This window comes from Exiguobacterium algae (assembly GCF_018617875.1).
Lineage (GTDB): Bacteria > Bacillota > Bacilli > Exiguobacteriales > Exiguobacteriaceae > Exiguobacterium > Exiguobacterium algae.
This window is the reverse complement of sequence record NZ_JACSKZ010000001.1, coordinates 50,245-67,978: the sequence shown is the minus strand read 5'-3', so window position 1 is coordinate 67,978 and position 17,734 is coordinate 50,245. Positions and strand designations below refer to the sequence as shown.

Here is a 17,734-nt window from a genome sequence, read left to right as displayed (position 1 = left end):
AATTGATTTGTTTTAAAAATAATGAGGTGGTACACTGATGTATAAAATGAAAATAAAGCTTGAAACGAGAGGAAAGGTAACGTTACACTGATAACGTAAACAAAAGGGGGATTCAATGATGGATGATCAACGTTTGAAACAGTTATTGTCTGAAGCGAAAACCATCGCGGTCGTCGGTGTGTCGGAAAATCCGAACAAGACGGCCAACCAGATCGCGGAGTATTTGCTCCGTGTAGGTTACACGGTCATCCCCGTCAATCCGTTGCTCGAGGAATGGAACGGTCGCAAGGTATACCCTTCGGTCGAGAGTATCCCGGGCAGAATCGACATCGTCGACGTGTTCCGTCGCAGCGAATATTTGGCAGGCGTCGCCGAGGACGCCGTCCGACATGGGGATGTCGGGCTCATCTTCAATCAACTCGGCCTCTCTAGTTCGGAGGCGGAGCGGATTGCAAAAGATGTCGGGCTTGATTATATCGAGAATCGCTGTCTGTACGTGGAGCACGCCCGTCTCATCGGCTAAGACCTACCTCCTTGGTAGGTCTCCTTTTTTTCAAGGCTCGGCGTGTTTGAGGGAGACTTGCCAGAATCGGAAAAGCGCTATACAATGAGTTAGAAAAACGAACGTGTGTTCGAAATTGAGGTGACTGCTATGTCAACAGATCTATTCAACTACAATGAAGACGCCATCCAGGTGCTCGAGGGACTCACGGCCGTGCGAAAACGTCCGGGGATGTACATCGGGTCGACGGACCATCGCGGACTTCACCATCTCGTCTATGAGATCGTCGATAACGCGATCGATGAGGCGCTCGCTGGCTTTGGCGGTCAAATCGATGTGACGATTCATAAGGACGACGCCATCACGGTCCGTGACCATGGTCGCGGCATGCCGACCGGGATGCACGCTTCCGGTAAACCGACACCGGAAGTCATCTTCACGGTCCTACACGCCGGAGGAAAGTTCGGTCAAGGTGGCTATAAAACATCTGGAGGACTCCACGGGGTCGGTGCCTCGGTCGTCAATGCCCTCTCGAGCAAGGTCGTCGTCACGATCTATCGCGACGGCAAAGTGTTCGAGCAGACGTTTGCTGATGGCGGTGTGCCGCAGACGACACTCCTTGAGACCGGTAAGACCCGTCAGACCGGGACGAGCGTCTATTTCAAGCCCGACGCGACCATCTTCTCGACGACAACGTACAACTATGACACGCTAGCCGAACGGCTCCGTGAGTCGGCTTTCCTTCTTAAAGGATTGACGATCACGTTGACGGATGAGCGCTCAGATAAGCAAGAAACGTTCCACTATGAAGAAGGGATCGCCGAGTTCGTTCAGTATTTGAACGATGACAAAGCGACCCTCCATCCGATCGTCTATTTCGAAGGGACGGAAAACGAGATCGAGATCGAACTCGCCTTCCAGTTCACGGATGCCTACTCCGAGAACGTCCTCTCGTTCGTCAACAACGTCCGGACACGGGACGGCGGGACACATGAGGTCGGTGCCAAGACGGCGATGACGCGCATCATGAACGAATATGCACGGAAGAACGGCCTTCTCAAAGAGAAAGACAAGAACTTAGACGGTGGAGATGTCCGCGAAGGGCTCACACTCATCGTCTCGGTCCGGATCCCGGAGGAATTCCTCCAGTTCGAGGGACAGACGAAATCGAAGCTCGGTTCGCCTGAGGCCCGTGCGAGCGCGGATAGCGTCATGGCCAAGCAATTGACAATCTTCTTAGAAGAGAACCCGCAAATGGCGACGATGCTCATCAAGAAAGCCATCCGTGCGGCCCAGGCACGTGAAGCGGCCCGTAAAGCGCGGGAAGAAGCGCGAAACGGCAAGAAAAAGAAACGTTCGAGCATCCTGAACGGGAAACTGACGCCGGCGACTTCGAAGAATGCCGCCAAAAACGAATTGTTCCTCGTCGAGGGGGACTCGGCCGGCGGTTCGGCGAAGCAAGGTCGAGACCGGACGTTCCAGGCGATCCTGCCGCTACGCGGGAAAGTCATCAACTCGGAGAAATCGAAGCTACAGGACATCATGAAAAACGAAGAGATCAACACGATCATCCACGCCATCGGCGCGGGGGTCGGCCATGATTTTGACCTCGATGACTGCAACTTCGATAAAATCATCATCATGACCGATGCCGATACCGACGGGGCGCACATCCAGGTGCTTCTCTTGACGTTCTTCTTCCGCTACATGCGCCCGCTCGTCGAGGCGGGACGTGTCTTCGTCGCCTTGCCGCCGCTCTACCGCATCTCGAAAGGCAAAGGCAAGTCTGAACAGTTTGACTACGCATGGGATGAAGAAGCGCTCGAAAAACTGGTCAAAGTGTATAAGAAAGGCTATATCCTCCAACGCTACAAGGGTCTTGGAGAGATGAACGCGGATCAGCTCTGGGAGACGACGATGAACCCGGATACACGGACGCTCATCCGTGTCACGGTCGATGACGCCGCGGTCGCAGACAAACGTGTCTCGGTCTTGATGGGAGACAATGTCACCCACCGCCGGGAATGGATCGAAGAGAACGTTGCCTTCGGCCTTCAGGAAGATGATTCGATCATCGCCAATGAACATGTGACTAAAGCGATTGAGGAAGTGATGTAACGATGTCGACGATTCAACACATTTTAAACCTATCTCTCGAGCAGGTCGTCGGAGACCGCTTCGGGCGCTATTCGAAATATATCATCCAGGACCGCGCACTTCCGGACGCACGGGACGGGCTCAAGCCCGTCCAACGCCGGATTCTCTATGCGATGCACCATGAGGGTAATACGAACGAGAAACCGTACCGGAAGTCAGCCAAGACGGTCGGGAACGTCATCGGGAACTATCATCCGCACGGTGATTCGTCGGTGTACGAAGCGATGGTCCGTCTTTCCCAGGACTGGAAGCTGCGTTATCCGCTCATCGATATGCACGGGAACAACGGCTCGATGGACGGTGACCCTGCTGCGGCCATGCGTTATACCGAGGCGCGTCTCTCGAAGATCGCCGGCGTCATGCTGACGTCGATTGCGAAGAACACGGTCGATTACACACCGAACTTCGATGATTCGACCGAAGAACCGCTCGTCTTGCCGTCACTCCTGCCGAACCTGCTCATGAACGGGACGACAGGGATTTCGGCAGGTTATGCGACTGAGATTCCGCCGCACAACTTGACCGAGGTACTCAACCTCGCCATCGCCCGCCTAAAAGGGGATGTGGACTCGGCGAAAGACGCCCTCCAGTACGTCAAAGGCCCGGACTTCCCGACAGGCGGGACGGTCATGGGCAAAGAAGGGATCTTGAAGGCGTTCGAGACAGGTAAAGGCAAGGTCATCATCCGTGCCAAGTCTGAGATCGAGCAGTTGAAAGGTGGTCGTGAGCAGATCACGATCACCGAGCTTCCGTATGAAGTGAACAAGGCGAACCTTGTCAAGAAGATGGAAGAACTTCGACTCGATAAAAAGGTCGAAGGGGTCGCCGAAGTGCGGGACGAGACGGACCGCACCGGTTTACGTGTCGTCATCGAGCTCAAGAAAGAGGCGGATGCAGAAGGCGTCCTTCACTTCTTCCTGAAGCATACAGACCTTCAGCTCGCCTATAACTACAACATGGTCTCGATCGTGAACCGAACACCGAAACAGATGGGGATCCTCCCGATCATCGATGCCTATTTGAAACACGTCGAAGAGGTCGTCACACGCCGTACGACGTTCGAGCTCGATCAGGCGAAGAAACGGGCGGAAATTGTCGACGCGCTTGAACAGGCCATCTCTGTCCTTGATGAGACACTCGAATTGATCCGCTCCGCGAAAGACAAGGCGGACGCGAAGAAGAAATTGATGGCCCGTTTCTCATTCACGGACCGTCAAGCGGAAGCCGTCGTCATGCTCCAGTTATACCGTTTGACCAATACGGATATCGTCGAGCTTCAAAAAGAGGTGAAATCCCTCCAAAAAGAGATCGCGCGTTTGACGAATATTTTGGAAGTGAATGCGACGAAACGGAAATTGATCATCAAGGAACTGTCAGCGCTTCGTGACGAGTTCGGTGACGACCGCCGTTCTGTCATCGAGTCGGAAGTCGAGGAGTTGAAACTCAAAACAGAAGTCATGATCGCCGTCGAGGAGACGATGGTGTTCGTCAGTCGGGACGGTTATGTCAAACGTTCTTCGATGCGTTCATACGGGGCGTCAAGTGACGTCCTCCCAGAGATGAAAGAGAAAGATCGTCCGCAACTCATCACACAAGCGATGACGACGGACCACTTGCTCGTCTGGACGAACAAAGGCAGCTATCTCCTCATCCCGGTCCATCAGATTCCGGAGACGAAGTGGAAGGATGCCGGTCAACACGTCGCCAACCTTGTGCCGATCGAGGGTGAACAGGTCATCTCAGCAGATGTCGTCTCGACATTCGAGACAGATGCCCATTGTCTGTTCGTGACCAAGGACGGAATGGTCAAACGGACGCCGCTCCGTGACTATGATGCCCAGCGGAAGTCGAAACCGCTCATGGCACTGAAGCTTAAGGGCGACGACGAGGTCGTATTCGCAGGGATCAGTGACGGACCAGGACAACTCTTCCTCGTCTCTGAGCGCGGGTATGGGCTCTGGTTCAAAGAAGACGATGTTCCGGTCGTCGGGCAACGCGCAGCGGGCGTCAAAGCCATGAATTTGAAGTCTGGTGACACGATCGCCGATGCCTTCTCCTTCTTCACGCCACCGCTATTCGTCCTCGTGACGCAACGGGGAGCGGTCAAGAAGATGAAGCTCGAGGATCAGTTCGATTGCACGAACCGCAACCTGCGCGGCACGATGCTCATCCGTGAGGTCAAATCGAAACCGCATCAAATCCGTCGTGTACTTCCTGTACTCGGTGACGAGACGCTTCATATCGTCGGGAAGGAACGTGAGAAGAAAGTCAGCACGAAGAACCTCACGCTTCTCGATCGCTATGCCAACGGGTCGTTCGTCTTTGATGAGGAAACGTTCGGTGAGATCGAGGATGTCTATTTGAACTAACCAAAAACCTGTACGAGGGACCGGTCCCCTCCGTACAGGTTTTTTTGATGGGCTTATACTCCATCGTCGTGGATAAATTGCTCCAGCTCCGCTTGCTGCCGTAAATGATGCCTTGCGTGCATATCGATTAAGTCGTACCATTCACGGGCATTCAACCAACCGAATCCACCATGGTGCGTCTTTTGCTCAGCGGTCGCCTTGCTTAGGAGGTGCTCCGACGTTGACATTCTCGACAGAAGTTCATCCAATCGGTTTTCAAGTTCCTCACGCGTGTTCGTATTGTTCGGAGGTGCGTTCAGTTCGGGAGGAAGTTGGATTTTGATGGGTGGGAACCCCCCTTGTTGGAATAACTGTTCTCCAAATACAGTCTTCTTGTACGAATCATCTTTCTTTTCAGCCTGTATACAGGCAGGGAGCTCGTCCAAATACTCATGTGAGACGACGATGAGGTGGTCGAGCATCTGCCCGATGGACCAGGTCTCCGGGTCGTGTTTATACGATAGTTGACGTGTCGTATACTGCTCCAGGTCTTGTCTGTACTGTAAGAATATCTTCATGTGCTCCATACCTCCTCGTTGAATCAGATGTTACTCCTACCTTAGCATACACCGGTCATGAGGCAATGGACTTTGTAGAAGCACAGCATCTTTATGGAGGAAGACTTCGAGCGGACGACGAATTAAGTAAGCAGGACAAATGATAGGGGGATCTATATGTCTCAATGGCTCAAGTGGGCGAAACAACTCCTGATACTCTCTCGGGATGGGTTGGCGCACACGCAAGATGAATCTGACCGCGAACGATATCATGAGTTGCATCATATCGCGACAGACATGCTGGCACAGCTTGAACGACAGACGGATGAGGTGATCGACAATCGGTTGAACGAGACCGAGGAAACGGCGCAGTTGTTGGTTCGGGGCGTCGTGTTTAAGGAAGACCGCCTCCTGCTCGTGAAAGACGGAACAGAAGGCCTCTGGCGGTTGCCTGGTGGTGTCTGCAGGAGCGGAGAATCTCCAGGTGCCAACATTATTCGAGAAATCGAGGAGGCGGCAGGATTTGATGTCATTCCGGTGAGACTCCTCGCGTTGTTCGACCGGCCGGACACACCGCCTCGTCATATGTATACACTGTTTATTGAATGTGCGTTGCTCGGCGAAGAACACCTTACAGACGTCCCGACCCAGAACCTTGGCTTTTTCAGTCGGGAAGACCTGCCGGAAATCGCACAGACACATCATTCACTCGAGCAGCTCCATATGTGCTTCGATGCCCATTGGCAGGAAGCCGATTGGACCACGCTGTTCGATTAAGGGGAGTTTCAGATGAAAGTAAAACGTTATGGACCCGTGCATCAGCTGACCTTTTTTGCACCATTTTTACCGATCAACGTCCAATTGTTCGAACATGAACTCGGGCTCGTCCTGATCGATACGGGACTTGACCGGAACGCAACCGACATTTTGAACTATATCGCATCGCTCGACAAACCACTGCTCGCCATCCTGTTGACGCATGCCCACGGGGATCATGTAGGGGGAGTCGACGCGATTTTGAGAGAGCATCCCCAGGCTGAATTGTTCATCTCAAGGAGGGATGCACGATTACTTGAAGGGGACCGCTCGACTGATGAAGAGGAGAGGCCGTTGAAGCTGAGAGGCTCTTTACCCTCTATTCAATCAAAACCGGACGTGCTTCTGGACCCGGGAGAGCGGTTGTTCGGATTACAGGTCTATCCGGCAGCGGGTCATACGCCGGGCTCGATCGCCTTTTATGATGAGACGAATCGGATGTTGTTTGCCGGAGATGCGTTCCAGTCGCAGGGTGGGGTGTCCGTAATGGGAGATGTACGACCTTTGTTCCCGTTACCTGGCCTCGCGACATGGGACAAGCGAGCGGCTGCCGAGCATGCAGAGCGTTTAATCGACTTGTCACCCCTGGTCACGTTCGTCGGTCATGGTCACGCCATAAAAGGGACGCACCGCTTGTATCTGGCGCTTAAACGCGCTAAACGGAAGCAAGCCCGTTTCTATTCAAGATAACCATCTCGGGAGGTGTCTGGCGTTGGAATTAAAAGAAGTCCCATTGAAGGAGTTTTCGCAAGCCCAGCAGATGCTTGAGATTCAACGGAATGCCTATGCAGTCGAGGCGGAGCTGATTGGATTTGATGAGATACCGGCACGATTTGAGACGATCGAGGTCATACAAAACCTGCCTGGGACGAGTTATGGATTGTATATCGAGGAGCGGCTGATCGGGTTCGTCACGATTGAAGCTTCGGAAAAGACCGTCGAAATCACGAAATTATGTATTGATCCGACGTATTTTCGGGCGAGGCTCGCGACAACGTTGCTTGAACATGTGTTGAGTATACATGAAGGTAAACTGGTCTACGTGCACACCGGCAAACACAATGGACCGGCGAAGCGGCTGTATACGAAGCTCGGGTTTGAACCGAGCGCAGAGTTTGAGCCTGAACCGGGTGTCACATTGATCCGATTTACACGAACTTGATTCAAATCGAATATTTTCTATCTCATCTCACTATCTAAAGTATACTAGCATAATGAGATGAGATTTTATTTATGCTGATAATATATGTTATGTAAACTTATAAAAATTTAAGCTTTTTGATAATGTAAACTTGAGCCCCCTTTCTCTATACTGTGCCGAATCCTGGAACGATAAAACGCCCGGCTCACCATGCATGAAACGGACGTCGATGATTGATAGAATTCGCTTTTTGCTCTGCAATTCAGATTTTGCACAAACGTCAGTGCCTGAGGTTTGCGCGAAGAAGTCGGCTTCCAGCTCCTCAACATTCGGAAGGTCTTGATTGTCCTTTAAATAGTGCGCCGTCGCCTTCAATGCTTCGGAAATTTTTACACGTGATTCATCTGTTCGATTGTTCAAGATGTCTTGAGACAGCTCGAACGCTCTTTGACGATTGATGAATGAGAGCTTTTTCAAACTGATATCTGCCAGTTCAGTGTTGTTTTCGATTAATTCGATAAGAATCGATGCTTCATCTGGATTGAACGATGCATCCGACAAAATTTTTCTTTTGACGTCGATACTCACACGATCATCGTTCAACAACGCCTTCAAATCGCCACTGTCATTCTGGTGCATGCTGTTTTTGTGGAAATAGATGTCGAGAAGTATCTACTTTGTCGTGTCGGTATGGCTGTCATCCTTGATCAAGTCGACGATTTCTTCGTTTGAAAACTCTGCTTCGATGTTTAACAGCTCGTCCATGAAAGAAAACAGTTGCGTTGAATCGATTTGAGCATCTCCCGTTGACAGTCGGTTAATTTCGGACAGGATGTCATACTTACGAGCATCCACGCTCCCCTTTCCATTGTTCGCGGTTACGGTCAACGCTGCGACGGCGAGTAAACCTACGGCCAAGGACGCCGCAATGAGTTTAAGCTTTTTGTTGAAAATCATGTTTATCCTCCCTTCTTCGTGTTCATGTAGGCTAAAGCTGCAATACACTTTCGATTTCAAACCATTTCTTCTGTACATACTCTGTATATAAAGAGTATAACGGGGTGTTAAAATTCCTATTTAGTGTAATTTTACACTATGGGTAAAACAAGTCAACTCCCTTTCAATCTTTCACATCGTTTATTTTCACGTACAAAAGTAGATTTAAGCTTATAAACAGTTCTGAACATGTAGCTCTCCACCTCCCTGTCCCTATCCTTTTTCTTGACTGTACCAGTCGCCTGCTTATCTATTTCAACTAATTGGTAGCGTTTTATGATTTCTTGTTTCATTCATTTAAATTATTCTGTTCTTCAGTTCTCCTCAGTTGCCTGAGCGGACGAGTCATGCTATTTTTAGACAGATGAAGCATTAAAGGAGGAATTACAATGAAACGAATGACGAAAGGTTTGACAGCAGCCCTTTTCCTTGCTGTCCCGCTCGCGGCGTGTGGTGATAGTGGCACCGAACAGGCCGATACGACACGTTGGGAGGAAATCCAGGAGGAAGGGACGCTCACGGTCGGTACAGCCGGTACGCTCTACCCTGCTTCTTTCCGCGAGGAAGAAAGTGACACGTTGACTGGATTTGACGTTGAATTGATGAAAGAGATCGGGAAACGACTCGACCTCGAGGTCCAATTCAAAGAAATGGCGTTTGACAACATGTTGACGAACGTACAAAACGGTCAAATCGATGTCGCAGCGAACGACATCTCGGTCACAGAAGACCGTAAAGAGAAGTTTGCCTTCTCGACACCTTACAAGCACACATACGGGACGGCCATCGTCCGGAAGAGTGACCTTTCTGGCATCGAATCACTCGAAGACTTGAAAGGGAAAAAAGCAGCCGGAGAAGCGACTACCGTCTTTATGGAAGTTGCGCGTCAATACGGTGCAGAGGAAGTCATCTACGACAACGCGACGAACGACCAATATTTGCGGGACGTCTCGACTGGTCGCACGGATGTCATCTTGAACGATTACTACTTGCAGACCCTCGCCCTCGCCTACTTCCCTGAGTTCGATATCACGATCCACCCGGATATCGCCTACAACCCACAAGACGTCGCTTTCTTGATGGATAAGGAAAATGCGGAGCTTCAGGAGAATATCGACCGTGTTCTTGGCGAGATGCTTGAAGACGGTACGGTGACGAAGTTGTCTGAACAGTTCTATAACGGTGCAGACGTATCGGTCGAACCGGATGTTGATGCGACAGTCGTCGAGACGGAATAAGCAGACGATATGACGTTCTCGGAGATCAAGTGGGACGCCATCTTTGACGTCGATTTAGCCGTTCGTTCGTTCCCCTATATCCTCGGTGGGTTACCGAATACGCTTTGGATCTCGTTTGTGAGCATGTTTTTCGGGTTACTGCTCGGTCTCGTGCTTGCACTTGGCAAATTGTCGCCGACACGAATGCTTCGTTATCCGTCGACGTTTTATATCTCATTCATGCGGGGTGTCCCGATTCTGATCATCCTGTTCATTCTGTATTCAGGATTTCCGTTCATCGGGATCGAGTTCGCCGCATTGACGGCAGCAATCATCGGCTTTAGCTTGAATTCGGCAGCCTATATTGCTGAAATCATCCGCTCGGCCATCCGTTCCGTCGATGACGGGCAGGTCGAGGCGGCGCGGTCGCTCGGGATGGGGAAATGGTTGACCCTGAAAGGGGTCGTCCTGCCGCAGGCGACACGGATTGCCCTCCCCCCGCTCTCGAACGTGTTCCTCGATTTGATCAAAGCGAGTTCACTTGCTGCGATGATCACCGTCCCTGAGATCTTCAACAAAGCGAAGATCGTTGGGGGCCGTGAGTTCGACTATATGACGGTCTATGTGGTCGTCGCGCTTATTTACTGGGGCATCTGTACATTCATGTCCTTCTTCCAAGATTGGCTGGAGCGACACTTTGAACGCTATTTGGATACACCGAAACGATGACTTTCGAGTCATCGTTTTTTTGTTTTACGTTCCCCGACAGTATCGGAGTGTGCTATCATTTTTATAAATATTCAGAAAATAGATGGGGGAACTACATTATGGTGCAATCTTGGACGACACATTTAAACGATCAAGTGATCGGTCAATCGAAGGCAATCAAACTCGCCTCAATCGCTTTACTCTCTGGTGGACACGTTTTGCTCGAAGACCGTCCGGGCACGGGGAAAACGACACTTGCCAGAAGCTTGGCGACGTCTGTCTCTGCGGATTTTCAACGGGTACAGTGTACGCCGGACACGCTTCCGAGTGATATTTTAGGAATGGAACTGTTCAACCCGACAACCGGTTCGTTCGAACGACGGACCGGCCCGATCTTCACATCGATTCTTTTGGTCGATGAGATCAACCGGACGACGCCACGGACGCAGTCGGCTTTGCTCGAGGCGATGCAGGAGCGACAGGTGACACTTGGGGATGTGTCACAAAAGTTACCTGACCCGTTTTTCGTCATCGCGACGCAGAACCCGTTTGACGGGCAAGGGACGTTTCCTCTTCCACAGGCACAGCTCGACCGTTTCTTGTTCAAACTGACACTCGCCCCGCTCTCACGGGACTCGGAGCGCCGGTTGATTCGAAATGAGCACTTGCAGACGGAACCGTTCACATTGCAGCGCGAGGAGCTGTTGAAGATGCAGCGGGAAGTACGGGACGTGAAGTTGCATGAGGCGATGGAAGATTATTTGCTCGACCTGATGGAATCGTTGCGTCACCATCGCGACATCGAGGTCGGACCGAGTCCACGGGCGACCCTTGCCTACACGATGGCTGCCCGGGCACACGCTTATATGGAGGGACGGGATTATGTATCACCAGAAGACATCCGTTCCCTCGCCTTACCGATCCTCGGTCACCGGATCGTGTTGACGGTTGAAGCCTCATTGAAGACGAAGCCGTCCAAACTGATCAAATCTGTCCTCGAGACCATCCCGGTCCCATCCGAGGTGTGACATGCAACTTGTCAGCCCGCGCTATTTAGAATCCGGCTATATGTGGCTCCTGTTCGTCGTCGGTGTGTTCACGGCCCTCTACGGGAACGTGTTGATTGCAAGTGTCATCATCGGCTTCAGCGTCTATGCCCTCGTGATGCCTGCCTTCATGTTTCGTTTGGCTGAACACGTCAGGATCGAACTGACGGATGAGCTGAAGCTGTTCCCGGAAGATGATGCGGATTATGCGATTCGTTTGATCTCGACGGCTCCGGTACCGCTCGGTGTCGTCAGACTCTCCGGTTATCTTCATCCGACGGTCGAGTCAGACGGGCATGCGTTTTGGCGTCAAGAGAATTTCGTCGCAAGCCGCAGCACCGTTCCGTTTACGATGCCGCTTCATGCCAAAAAACGGGGACCGGTGCGATTGGAGGCGATCGGGATGGAGATTCGAGACCCGCTCCGCATGTTCTCGTTGTATAAAGAAGACCCGCTTCCTCGTATCGGCTATGTCTTTCCCGAATTTTCGCCGTATCCGATCCCGAAACGTCCGCCTACCCTGCCCGGGGAAGAGATGGTACGACATAGCGCCTACCGGGACCCGGAGACGTTTCAGTCGGTCACCCCGTATCATGGTCAACCAATGCGACAATTGTATTGGTCGGCCTATGCGAAGACGGGCGAACTGTTGGCACGGACCGAGCAGCCCGTTCAGGCGAATGAATATGTCATCGTCCTCGATTTGTTGACGAAAGACGGGCGGGCACTCACGTACCAAATGGAGCGACTCATCTCACAGGCTGCAGCCCTTTGCCGGGATTTTGAGAAAGAGAACGCCAGTTACGGACTGATCGTGCCGACCTTGACGAAAGACGGAATCACGTACGATTTACCACCGGGTAGTGGTGAGGCGCACTTCCGGAAGATCATGACGACGTTCGCCTGTCTGTCCGAGAGTGATTTTCCGCTCTCCCGTTCCCTGTTCGAACGAAAAGTGTCGAAGTATAGCGGCAACCAGTCCATCCTGCGACTTGGGGGTGATGCGTGATGAGATGGTTATGGTGGGTGTTTGCCGCCTTTTATATCGGTCATGTGTATCCGCTCCTGTTTCTGGCAACACTCCGGTTGTCCCGGAACGTCCAGCTCATTGTTCAGACCCTCCTTAGTGTGGGCGCTTTGTACTTCTCCTATGAGATGAGTATCTTATTGCTGTTGTTCACCTATGTGCATGCCTTCATCCGGACGCTCGACTGGACGGACCGCTATGCGATGGCGAGTATCCTGTTCCTGATCACGGACTGGCTGTTCCCTCCGGCGACTCAGCCGCTTGCCATGGTCGCCTTCCCGTTCCTGTTTTTGATTTGGCAACGTAATCTCTACTATCGTCGGGACTACAAGCGGATGGTGACGACGCTTTTTGCAGGGCTCGGTCTTGGTTTACTGGCCGCGCTATTGATTCGCACCGTAAAAGAGCTTCTGTTCGGGAACGTCATCTTATGGATCCGTCCGTTCTTCCTTTGGATCGGCAGCTGGTTCGATGGGATCGTCCTGGACCCGAATGACCGGGTCAATCGGTTCTTGATGCCGAGCAATCCGAACTTGGACGGGGAAACGATGTCTCAGGAGACCTTGCTCGAATCCGCATCCAACGAGACGTTGTTCCTGATCGGATTCTTCCTCTTCGCACTCGTGATCGGGGTGGTGTTGTTCGTCTATCTGCAAAAACGACGGGATATCCATGAGGAATTGATCATCCCGGTCCGAAAGCGACTCCAGACAGAATCGGAGAAGCGGGTCGTCCGCTCTCCGCGGCATGTCCGTTTGCTCGAGACGGCCCGGAAATTGGAACGGTCCCACCCTCGAAAGCGGGAGGAGACGGTATCCGACTGGTTGATGCGCATCCGCTTTATCGATTACGCCACGTACGCGGAATGGCTCGAGGCGGCTGAGTATGGGGAGAAAGAAGCCCCGCAGGACGTCACCGAATCATTCGAGCGACATGTGACCCAAATGAAGAAATCATGAATTCAGCCGATGATTCGGGGTAACCCGGACCATCGGCTGTTTTTTATAAGATCGGACTTAACAGGCGTGAGACGCTTTCCTTGAAGCGGATCCAGCGCGTTCGCGTCTCGTAACGCTCGACCGTCAACTGTTCGGACCGTTCCTTGTCCCGTTCAAACGCATCGATAACAGACTGGGCGACATCCCGGTCGAAGACGAGAGCCGAAATCTCAAAATTCAAATGAAAGCTCCTCGCATCGATGTTCGTCGTCCCGATCGAGGCGACCTCGCCGTCGATGACGAGTGTCTTCGCATGTAAGAACCCTTCTTCATACGTATACACGTCTGCGCCGTAGCGGACGAGCTCTGCCGCGTTTGCATAGGTCGCCCAATATACAAACATGTGGTCCGGCTTGTTCGGGATCATGAGGTTGATTTTCGTTCCGGCCATGAGCGCGATACGACATGCGTCGAGAAAACTCGCATCGGGGATGAAGTATGGGGTCTGGATGTAGATGCTGTCCTTCGCCTCGGTGATCATTTTGACGAGCATGTTTTTTAAATGCTCGGTCGAGGAATTTGGACCGGAAGTGACGACCTGTACCGGTGAGTCGTGCGCCTGGATGTGCTCTTCTGGCCAGACGAAAGCTTCTTTTTCCTCTTTCGCTTTCGTCGGTACCGAGCGGTTCCAGTCGAGGAGGAAGCGCTCGAGCAGTTCCCGTACGGCCTCGCCGTAGATGCGTAAATGGACATCCCGCCAATAGCCGAAGTGCTCGTCTTTCCCGAGATACTCATCGCCGACGTTAAACCCTCCGATATAACCGAGCGACCCGTCAATGATACATAATTTTCGGTGGTTCCGGTTGTTGACACGAAAGTTGATGCCCAGTTTCGACGGGAAAAAGGATTTGACTTCCCCGCCATGCTCGAGAAGGGTCTTGAAATGCGCACGCTTCAGTCCCCTTGAACCGACCGCATCATACAGGAGTCGAACCTTCACCCCTTGTTTCGCCTTTTCGGTCAGAAGTCCAATCAAGGATTGGCCGAGCGGATCGTTTTGGATGATGTAATATTGGATGTTGATTTCCCGTTTCGCCGCATCGATATCCTGAAACAGCTGTTCGAACTTGACCTTCCCGTCATGGATGACGGTGATATCGTTATGGAACGTCATGAGTGCGTTCGTCGAAACGAGATTGAGACGTGATAACCGGCGGTGCTTCAATAAGAGAGGATGATGGAACGGCCCGTCGGTTCGGTCGAGTTGATCCAATTGAGATTCGACGTGGTGATGGTACGCCTCCCGTTTTTCTTCCTCGACCTCATAAAAGTTTTGCGATTTGATCAGACGTCCGAAGAAGATGTACACAAAGAATCCGATGAGCGGCAAGAAGAACAGTACGAGGAGCCAGGCCCATGTCGTCCCAATGTCCCGCCGTTCAAAAAAGATGATGGTGATAGCAAATGTCAGATTGAGCAGTAATATCAACCATGTCAGAATGATGATGATGACGCCGAGTGTCACTTCCATCGCGATAACCCCTCCCTTTCTTTCAATTCTTACCCGAAAATGGACAAGCTTAGCAGATGAATTGTGACGAAAGGGGTATACATTAGTGTTGTGCTTATGAAATGGGGTGACGACATGGAAGATATGATGATCGGCTTTAGCTTGCTCGTCTTAATTGGTGCACTCTCGCAACTTGTAGCATGGCGTTTTGATTTCCCTGCCATCCTCATGATGACCTTGTCCGGTATTTTGATCGGACCGATTTTTGGCTGGCTCGACCCGGTCGAGATCCTTGGGGATACGTACAGCCCGCTTATCTCGATTGCGGTCGCTTTGATCTTGTTTGAAGGGAGCCTCAGTCTGGAATTTCGTGAGATCGATGCGTTGCGCCGGTATATTTTCCGGCTGGTCACGGTCGGGGTGTTCATCTCATTTATCACGAGTTCGCTGATCCTGATCTTTGTAGGGGATCTGCACTGGCTGCCCGCGTTCACGCTCGGGGCATTGTTCGTCGTGACCGGGCCGACCGTCGTCATCCCGCTTCTTCGACAGGCGAACCTGCAACCACGAGTCGCGAATATGTTGAAATGGGAAGGGATCATCGTCGATCCCCTTGGTGCGTTGCTCGGTCTGTTCGTCGCACGAATCGGCTTTATTTTTTATCAGAATGACGGTCTGTCGAGTCACCTTCCTTTTTTCTGGTCCTGTTTCCTCGGTATATTCTTTGGGATCCTGGTCGGTCACCTGTTGATCCGGCTTTTCGGGAACGAGAAGGTGCCTGAATATTTGCGGACGACCTTGACCTTCAGCGGGGTATTGATCGTCTACTCGATGAGCGAATGGGTCATGCATGAGGTCGGGTTACTCGCCGTGACGGCGATGGGACTGACGATGGCCAACTCGAAGTATGGGCATGCGCGGATCCTGAAGCAACTGCGTGAGTTCAAAGAGAATATCTCTATCCTACTCGTCTCGACCGTCTTTATCATTCTGACGGCGAGCCTGTCCCCTGAGAGCTTAATCGACTTGATGGACTGGCCGCTCTTGTTGTCGATTGGTGCCATCTTGTTCATCGTGCGTCCGTTATCCGTTCAGCTGTCGTTACTTCGTTCTCCGCTCACGATTCAGGAACGTGCATTGATCAGTTGGATCGCCCCGAGAGGAATTGTTGCCATGACCGTTACGGGATTTTTCGCTCAGGAAATTACCGAGCTCGGGATTGAAGATGCGGATAAGATGCTTCCGCTCACGCTTGGTCTCGTCGTCTTATCGGTCGCTTTACACGGATTGACCATCAAACCGCTGGCGAACCGTCTCGGCTTGACGAAAATCAAAAATCCATGGGAAACCAACAATAAATCATGACAGCAAAAAAGACACCGCCCGATGGCAGTGTCTTTGATGAGCTTGAATTAGTTCAAGACTTTAATTGTGATTGTTTTACGGCCGAAGTTGAGCGCTTGCTCTTGTGTCGGCATCAAGATATCGATACGGTTCCCTTTGATGGCACCGCCAGTATCTCCTGCGATTGCTTCTCCGTAACCTTCAACCCATACTTTAGAGCCGAGCGGGATGACAGAAGGGTCGACCGCGATGACTTTTTGGTTCGGGTTCGAACGAACGTCGATTCCTGTAGCTGTGATACCAGAGCATCCAGCACAGTATGGTGTATAAGCAGTTGCTTCAACAGTCAACGTTTTACCTGAAGCAGGTGCTTGCGTTTGTGTTGTAGATGCTGCTGTTTTCGTTACTGGTTTAGAAGTTGATGTTTTTGGAGCAGTTGTCGCTGCGTCATTGGCGACTGAAGCTGCTTTGGCACCCTTCACAGAAAACTCTTGTCCTGGGAAGATCAAGTCAGAATTAAGACCGTTCCAAGTCATTAGTTGGTTTACTGTGATGTTGTGGTTCAACGCGATGCGATAAAGCGTATCACCTGATTTTACTGTATACGTCTCAGACGAAGATGAAGCTTTCGCTTGTGATTTAGCAAGCTTCAATACTTGGTTCGGATAGATCAAGTTCGACTTCAATCCGTTTGCTTCTTTGATAGCATTCACTGAAGTGTCGTTGTTAATAGCGATTCTATAAAGTGTGTCACCTGATTTTACTGTGTGTGTTGATGCTGCCGAAGCTGGAGCAGCGACTCCGAAACTAAGGCCAGCGAGTGCCGTTAGTGTCAATAGTGGTTTTTTCATAAGAATATTCCTCCCTTTTCTAACGCCCCCTTACTGTAACACCTCTATATTTCACAGCGATTACAGGCTGATATGAGTGTGTTATCAGTTCAGTTACAGAACATTTTGAGTGGATTAGAAGTTTCAGAATATTGTTTTATTCTTCATAAATGGCTTTATAGAGCCATTTCAAGATATAATAGAGGCAGAGAGAAGGAGGTTTTGGTCTTTGGAACTATTACTGCTTTATTACATTGTGACCAATTTACTAGCGTTTATGTCATTTTTAATCGATAAACGGAGGTCTAAAGTCGGGGCGTGGCGAATTTCGGAACGGTCTTTGTTGACTTTTGTCTGGATTGGTGGGGCTTTTGGGGCTTATCTTGCGATGCGTCTCTTCCGTCATAAGACACTGAAACCAAAATTCTGGATCGGAGTGCCGCTTGCGATTCTCGTTCATGCCGGGTTGACCGCTTGGATGATCTTTTGAGGTTCATCCACCCCATTATATAGAAGAAAGTCGTTTTGATTCATGTCAAAAATGTTCGATTCGTCTCGTCAAAGGATGAATTCGAGGTATCGGTCCCGTGAAATGAG

At 51.2% G+C, this 17,734-nt stretch carries 18 protein-coding genes; 13 read left to right on the top strand and 5 right to left on the bottom strand.

Annotated elements, in window-relative coordinates; translation table 11 throughout:
* Window positions 1-118 precede the first annotated feature (118 nt).
* The 3 genes from KNP03_RS00335 (at window position 119) to parC (ending at window position 5,028) form a co-directional block, all read left to right on the top strand.
* Window positions 119-523: a CoA-binding protein gene (locus KNP03_RS00335; RefSeq protein ID WP_214823744.1), complete on the top strand. Its 405-nt coding sequence runs from the start codon at window positions 119-121 to the stop codon at window positions 521-523.
* 129 nt (window positions 524-652) lie between these two features.
* Window positions 653-2,620 (top strand): DNA topoisomerase IV subunit B, encoded by a 1,968-nt coding sequence (gene parE, locus KNP03_RS00330; RefSeq protein ID WP_214823742.1) that lies wholly within the window; start codon window positions 653-655, stop codon window positions 2,618-2,620.
* A gap of 2 nt (window positions 2,621-2,622) precedes the next feature.
* Window positions 2,623-5,028, top strand: a complete 2,406-nt coding sequence (gene parC, locus KNP03_RS00325) for a DNA topoisomerase IV subunit A (protein ID WP_214823740.1) — start codon at window positions 2,623-2,625, stop codon at window positions 5,026-5,028.
* Window positions 5,029-5,081: 53 nt separating this feature from the next.
* Here parC and KNP03_RS00320 read toward each other — a convergent pair whose 3' ends face one another.
* The gene (locus KNP03_RS00320) at window positions 5,082-5,585 is read right to left on the bottom strand and encodes a DinB family protein (RefSeq protein WP_240544392.1); all 504 of its coding nucleotides are present in this window, start codon (window positions 5,583-5,585) and stop codon (window positions 5,082-5,084) included.
* 156 nt (window positions 5,586-5,741) lie between these two features.
* Here KNP03_RS00320 and KNP03_RS00315 point away from each other — a divergent pair, with 156 nt between their 5' ends.
* The 3 genes from KNP03_RS00315 to KNP03_RS00305 are packed head-to-tail and all read left to right on the top strand — an operon-like array spanning window position 5,742 to window position 7,542.
* Window positions 5,742-6,341 (top strand): NUDIX hydrolase N-terminal domain-containing protein, encoded by a 600-nt coding sequence (locus tag KNP03_RS00315; protein ID WP_214823738.1) that lies wholly within the window; start codon window positions 5,742-5,744, stop codon window positions 6,339-6,341.
* Between the two features lie 12 nt (window positions 6,342-6,353).
* Window positions 6,354-7,070, top strand: coding sequence for an MBL fold metallo-hydrolase (locus KNP03_RS00310; protein ID WP_214823737.1), 717 nt, complete (start codon window positions 6,354-6,356; stop codon window positions 7,068-7,070).
* A gap of 22 nt (window positions 7,071-7,092) precedes the next feature.
* Window positions 7,093-7,542 carry a GNAT family N-acetyltransferase gene (locus KNP03_RS00305; RefSeq protein WP_214823736.1) on the top strand — a complete coding sequence of 150 codons (450 nt, stop codon included), beginning with the start codon at window positions 7,093-7,095 and terminating at the stop codon, window positions 7,540-7,542.
* 87 nt (window positions 7,543-7,629) lie between these two features.
* On the opposite strand, the gene KNP03_RS00300 is transcribed toward KNP03_RS00305, so the two are convergent.
* Both KNP03_RS00300 and KNP03_RS00295 read right to left on the bottom strand, forming a co-directional pair.
* On the bottom strand, window positions 7,630-8,160 hold the full coding sequence (locus KNP03_RS00300; RefSeq protein ID WP_214823735.1) for a hypothetical protein: 531 nt from the start codon (window positions 8,158-8,160) through the stop codon (window positions 7,630-7,632).
* A gap of 33 nt (window positions 8,161-8,193) precedes the next feature.
* A complete protein-coding gene (locus KNP03_RS00295) occupies window positions 8,194-8,478 on the bottom strand; it encodes a hypothetical protein (RefSeq protein ID WP_214823731.1) in 285 nt (94 codons plus the stop codon).
* A gap of 428 nt (window positions 8,479-8,906) precedes the next feature.
* Here KNP03_RS00295 and KNP03_RS00290 point away from each other — a divergent pair, with 428 nt between their 5' ends.
* The 5 genes from KNP03_RS00290 (at window position 8,907) to KNP03_RS00270 (ending at window position 13,474) form a co-directional block, all read left to right on the top strand.
* Window positions 8,907-9,755 (top strand): transporter substrate-binding domain-containing protein, encoded by an 849-nt coding sequence (locus KNP03_RS00290; RefSeq protein ID WP_214823729.1) that lies wholly within the window; start codon window positions 8,907-8,909, stop codon window positions 9,753-9,755.
* Between the two features lie 9 nt (window positions 9,756-9,764).
* Window positions 9,765-10,463, top strand: coding sequence for an amino acid ABC transporter permease (locus tag KNP03_RS00285; RefSeq protein WP_214823727.1), 699 nt, complete (start codon window positions 9,765-9,767; stop codon window positions 10,461-10,463).
* A 98-nt stretch (window positions 10,464-10,561) separates the two neighbouring features.
* A complete protein-coding gene (locus KNP03_RS00280; RefSeq protein WP_214823725.1) occupies window positions 10,562-11,470 on the top strand; it encodes an AAA family ATPase in 909 nt (302 codons plus the stop codon).
* A gap of 1 nt (window position 11,471) precedes the next feature.
* Window positions 11,472-12,497, top strand: a complete 1,026-nt coding sequence (locus tag KNP03_RS00275; protein ID WP_214823723.1) for a DUF58 domain-containing protein — start codon at window positions 11,472-11,474, stop codon at window positions 12,495-12,497.
* Window positions 12,497-13,474, top strand: coding sequence for a hypothetical protein (locus KNP03_RS00270; protein WP_214823721.1), 978 nt, complete (start codon window positions 12,497-12,499; stop codon window positions 13,472-13,474). Before KNP03_RS00275 ends, KNP03_RS00270 begins: the two co-directional genes overlap by 1 nt.
* A gap of 43 nt (window positions 13,475-13,517) precedes the next feature.
* Here KNP03_RS00270 and cls read toward each other — a convergent pair whose 3' ends face one another.
* The gene (gene cls / locus KNP03_RS00265) at window positions 13,518-14,984 is read right to left on the bottom strand and encodes a cardiolipin synthase (protein WP_214823720.1); all 1,467 of its coding nucleotides are present in this window, start codon (window positions 14,982-14,984) and stop codon (window positions 13,518-13,520) included.
* Between the two features lie 114 nt (window positions 14,985-15,098).
* Here cls and KNP03_RS00260 point away from each other — a divergent pair, with 114 nt between their 5' ends.
* On the top strand, window positions 15,099-16,328 hold the full coding sequence (locus KNP03_RS00260; RefSeq protein WP_214823719.1) for a cation:proton antiporter: 1,230 nt from the start codon (window positions 15,099-15,101) through the stop codon (window positions 16,326-16,328).
* A 47-nt stretch (window positions 16,329-16,375) separates the two neighbouring features.
* Here the strand turns inward: KNP03_RS00260 and KNP03_RS00255 are convergent, their stop codons facing one another.
* Window positions 16,376-17,158 carry a LysM peptidoglycan-binding and 3D domain-containing protein gene (locus KNP03_RS00255; RefSeq protein WP_214823718.1) on the bottom strand — a complete coding sequence of 261 codons (783 nt, stop codon included), beginning with the start codon at window positions 17,156-17,158 and terminating at the stop codon, window positions 16,376-16,378.
* A 208-nt stretch (window positions 17,159-17,366) separates the two neighbouring features.
* Here KNP03_RS00255 and KNP03_RS00250 point away from each other — a divergent pair, with 208 nt between their 5' ends.
* Window positions 17,367-17,627 carry a DUF1294 domain-containing protein gene (locus KNP03_RS00250; RefSeq protein ID WP_240544391.1) on the top strand — a complete coding sequence of 87 codons (261 nt, stop codon included), beginning with the start codon at window positions 17,367-17,369 and terminating at the stop codon, window positions 17,625-17,627.
* The last annotated feature ends 107 nt before the right edge of the window (window positions 17,628-17,734 follow it).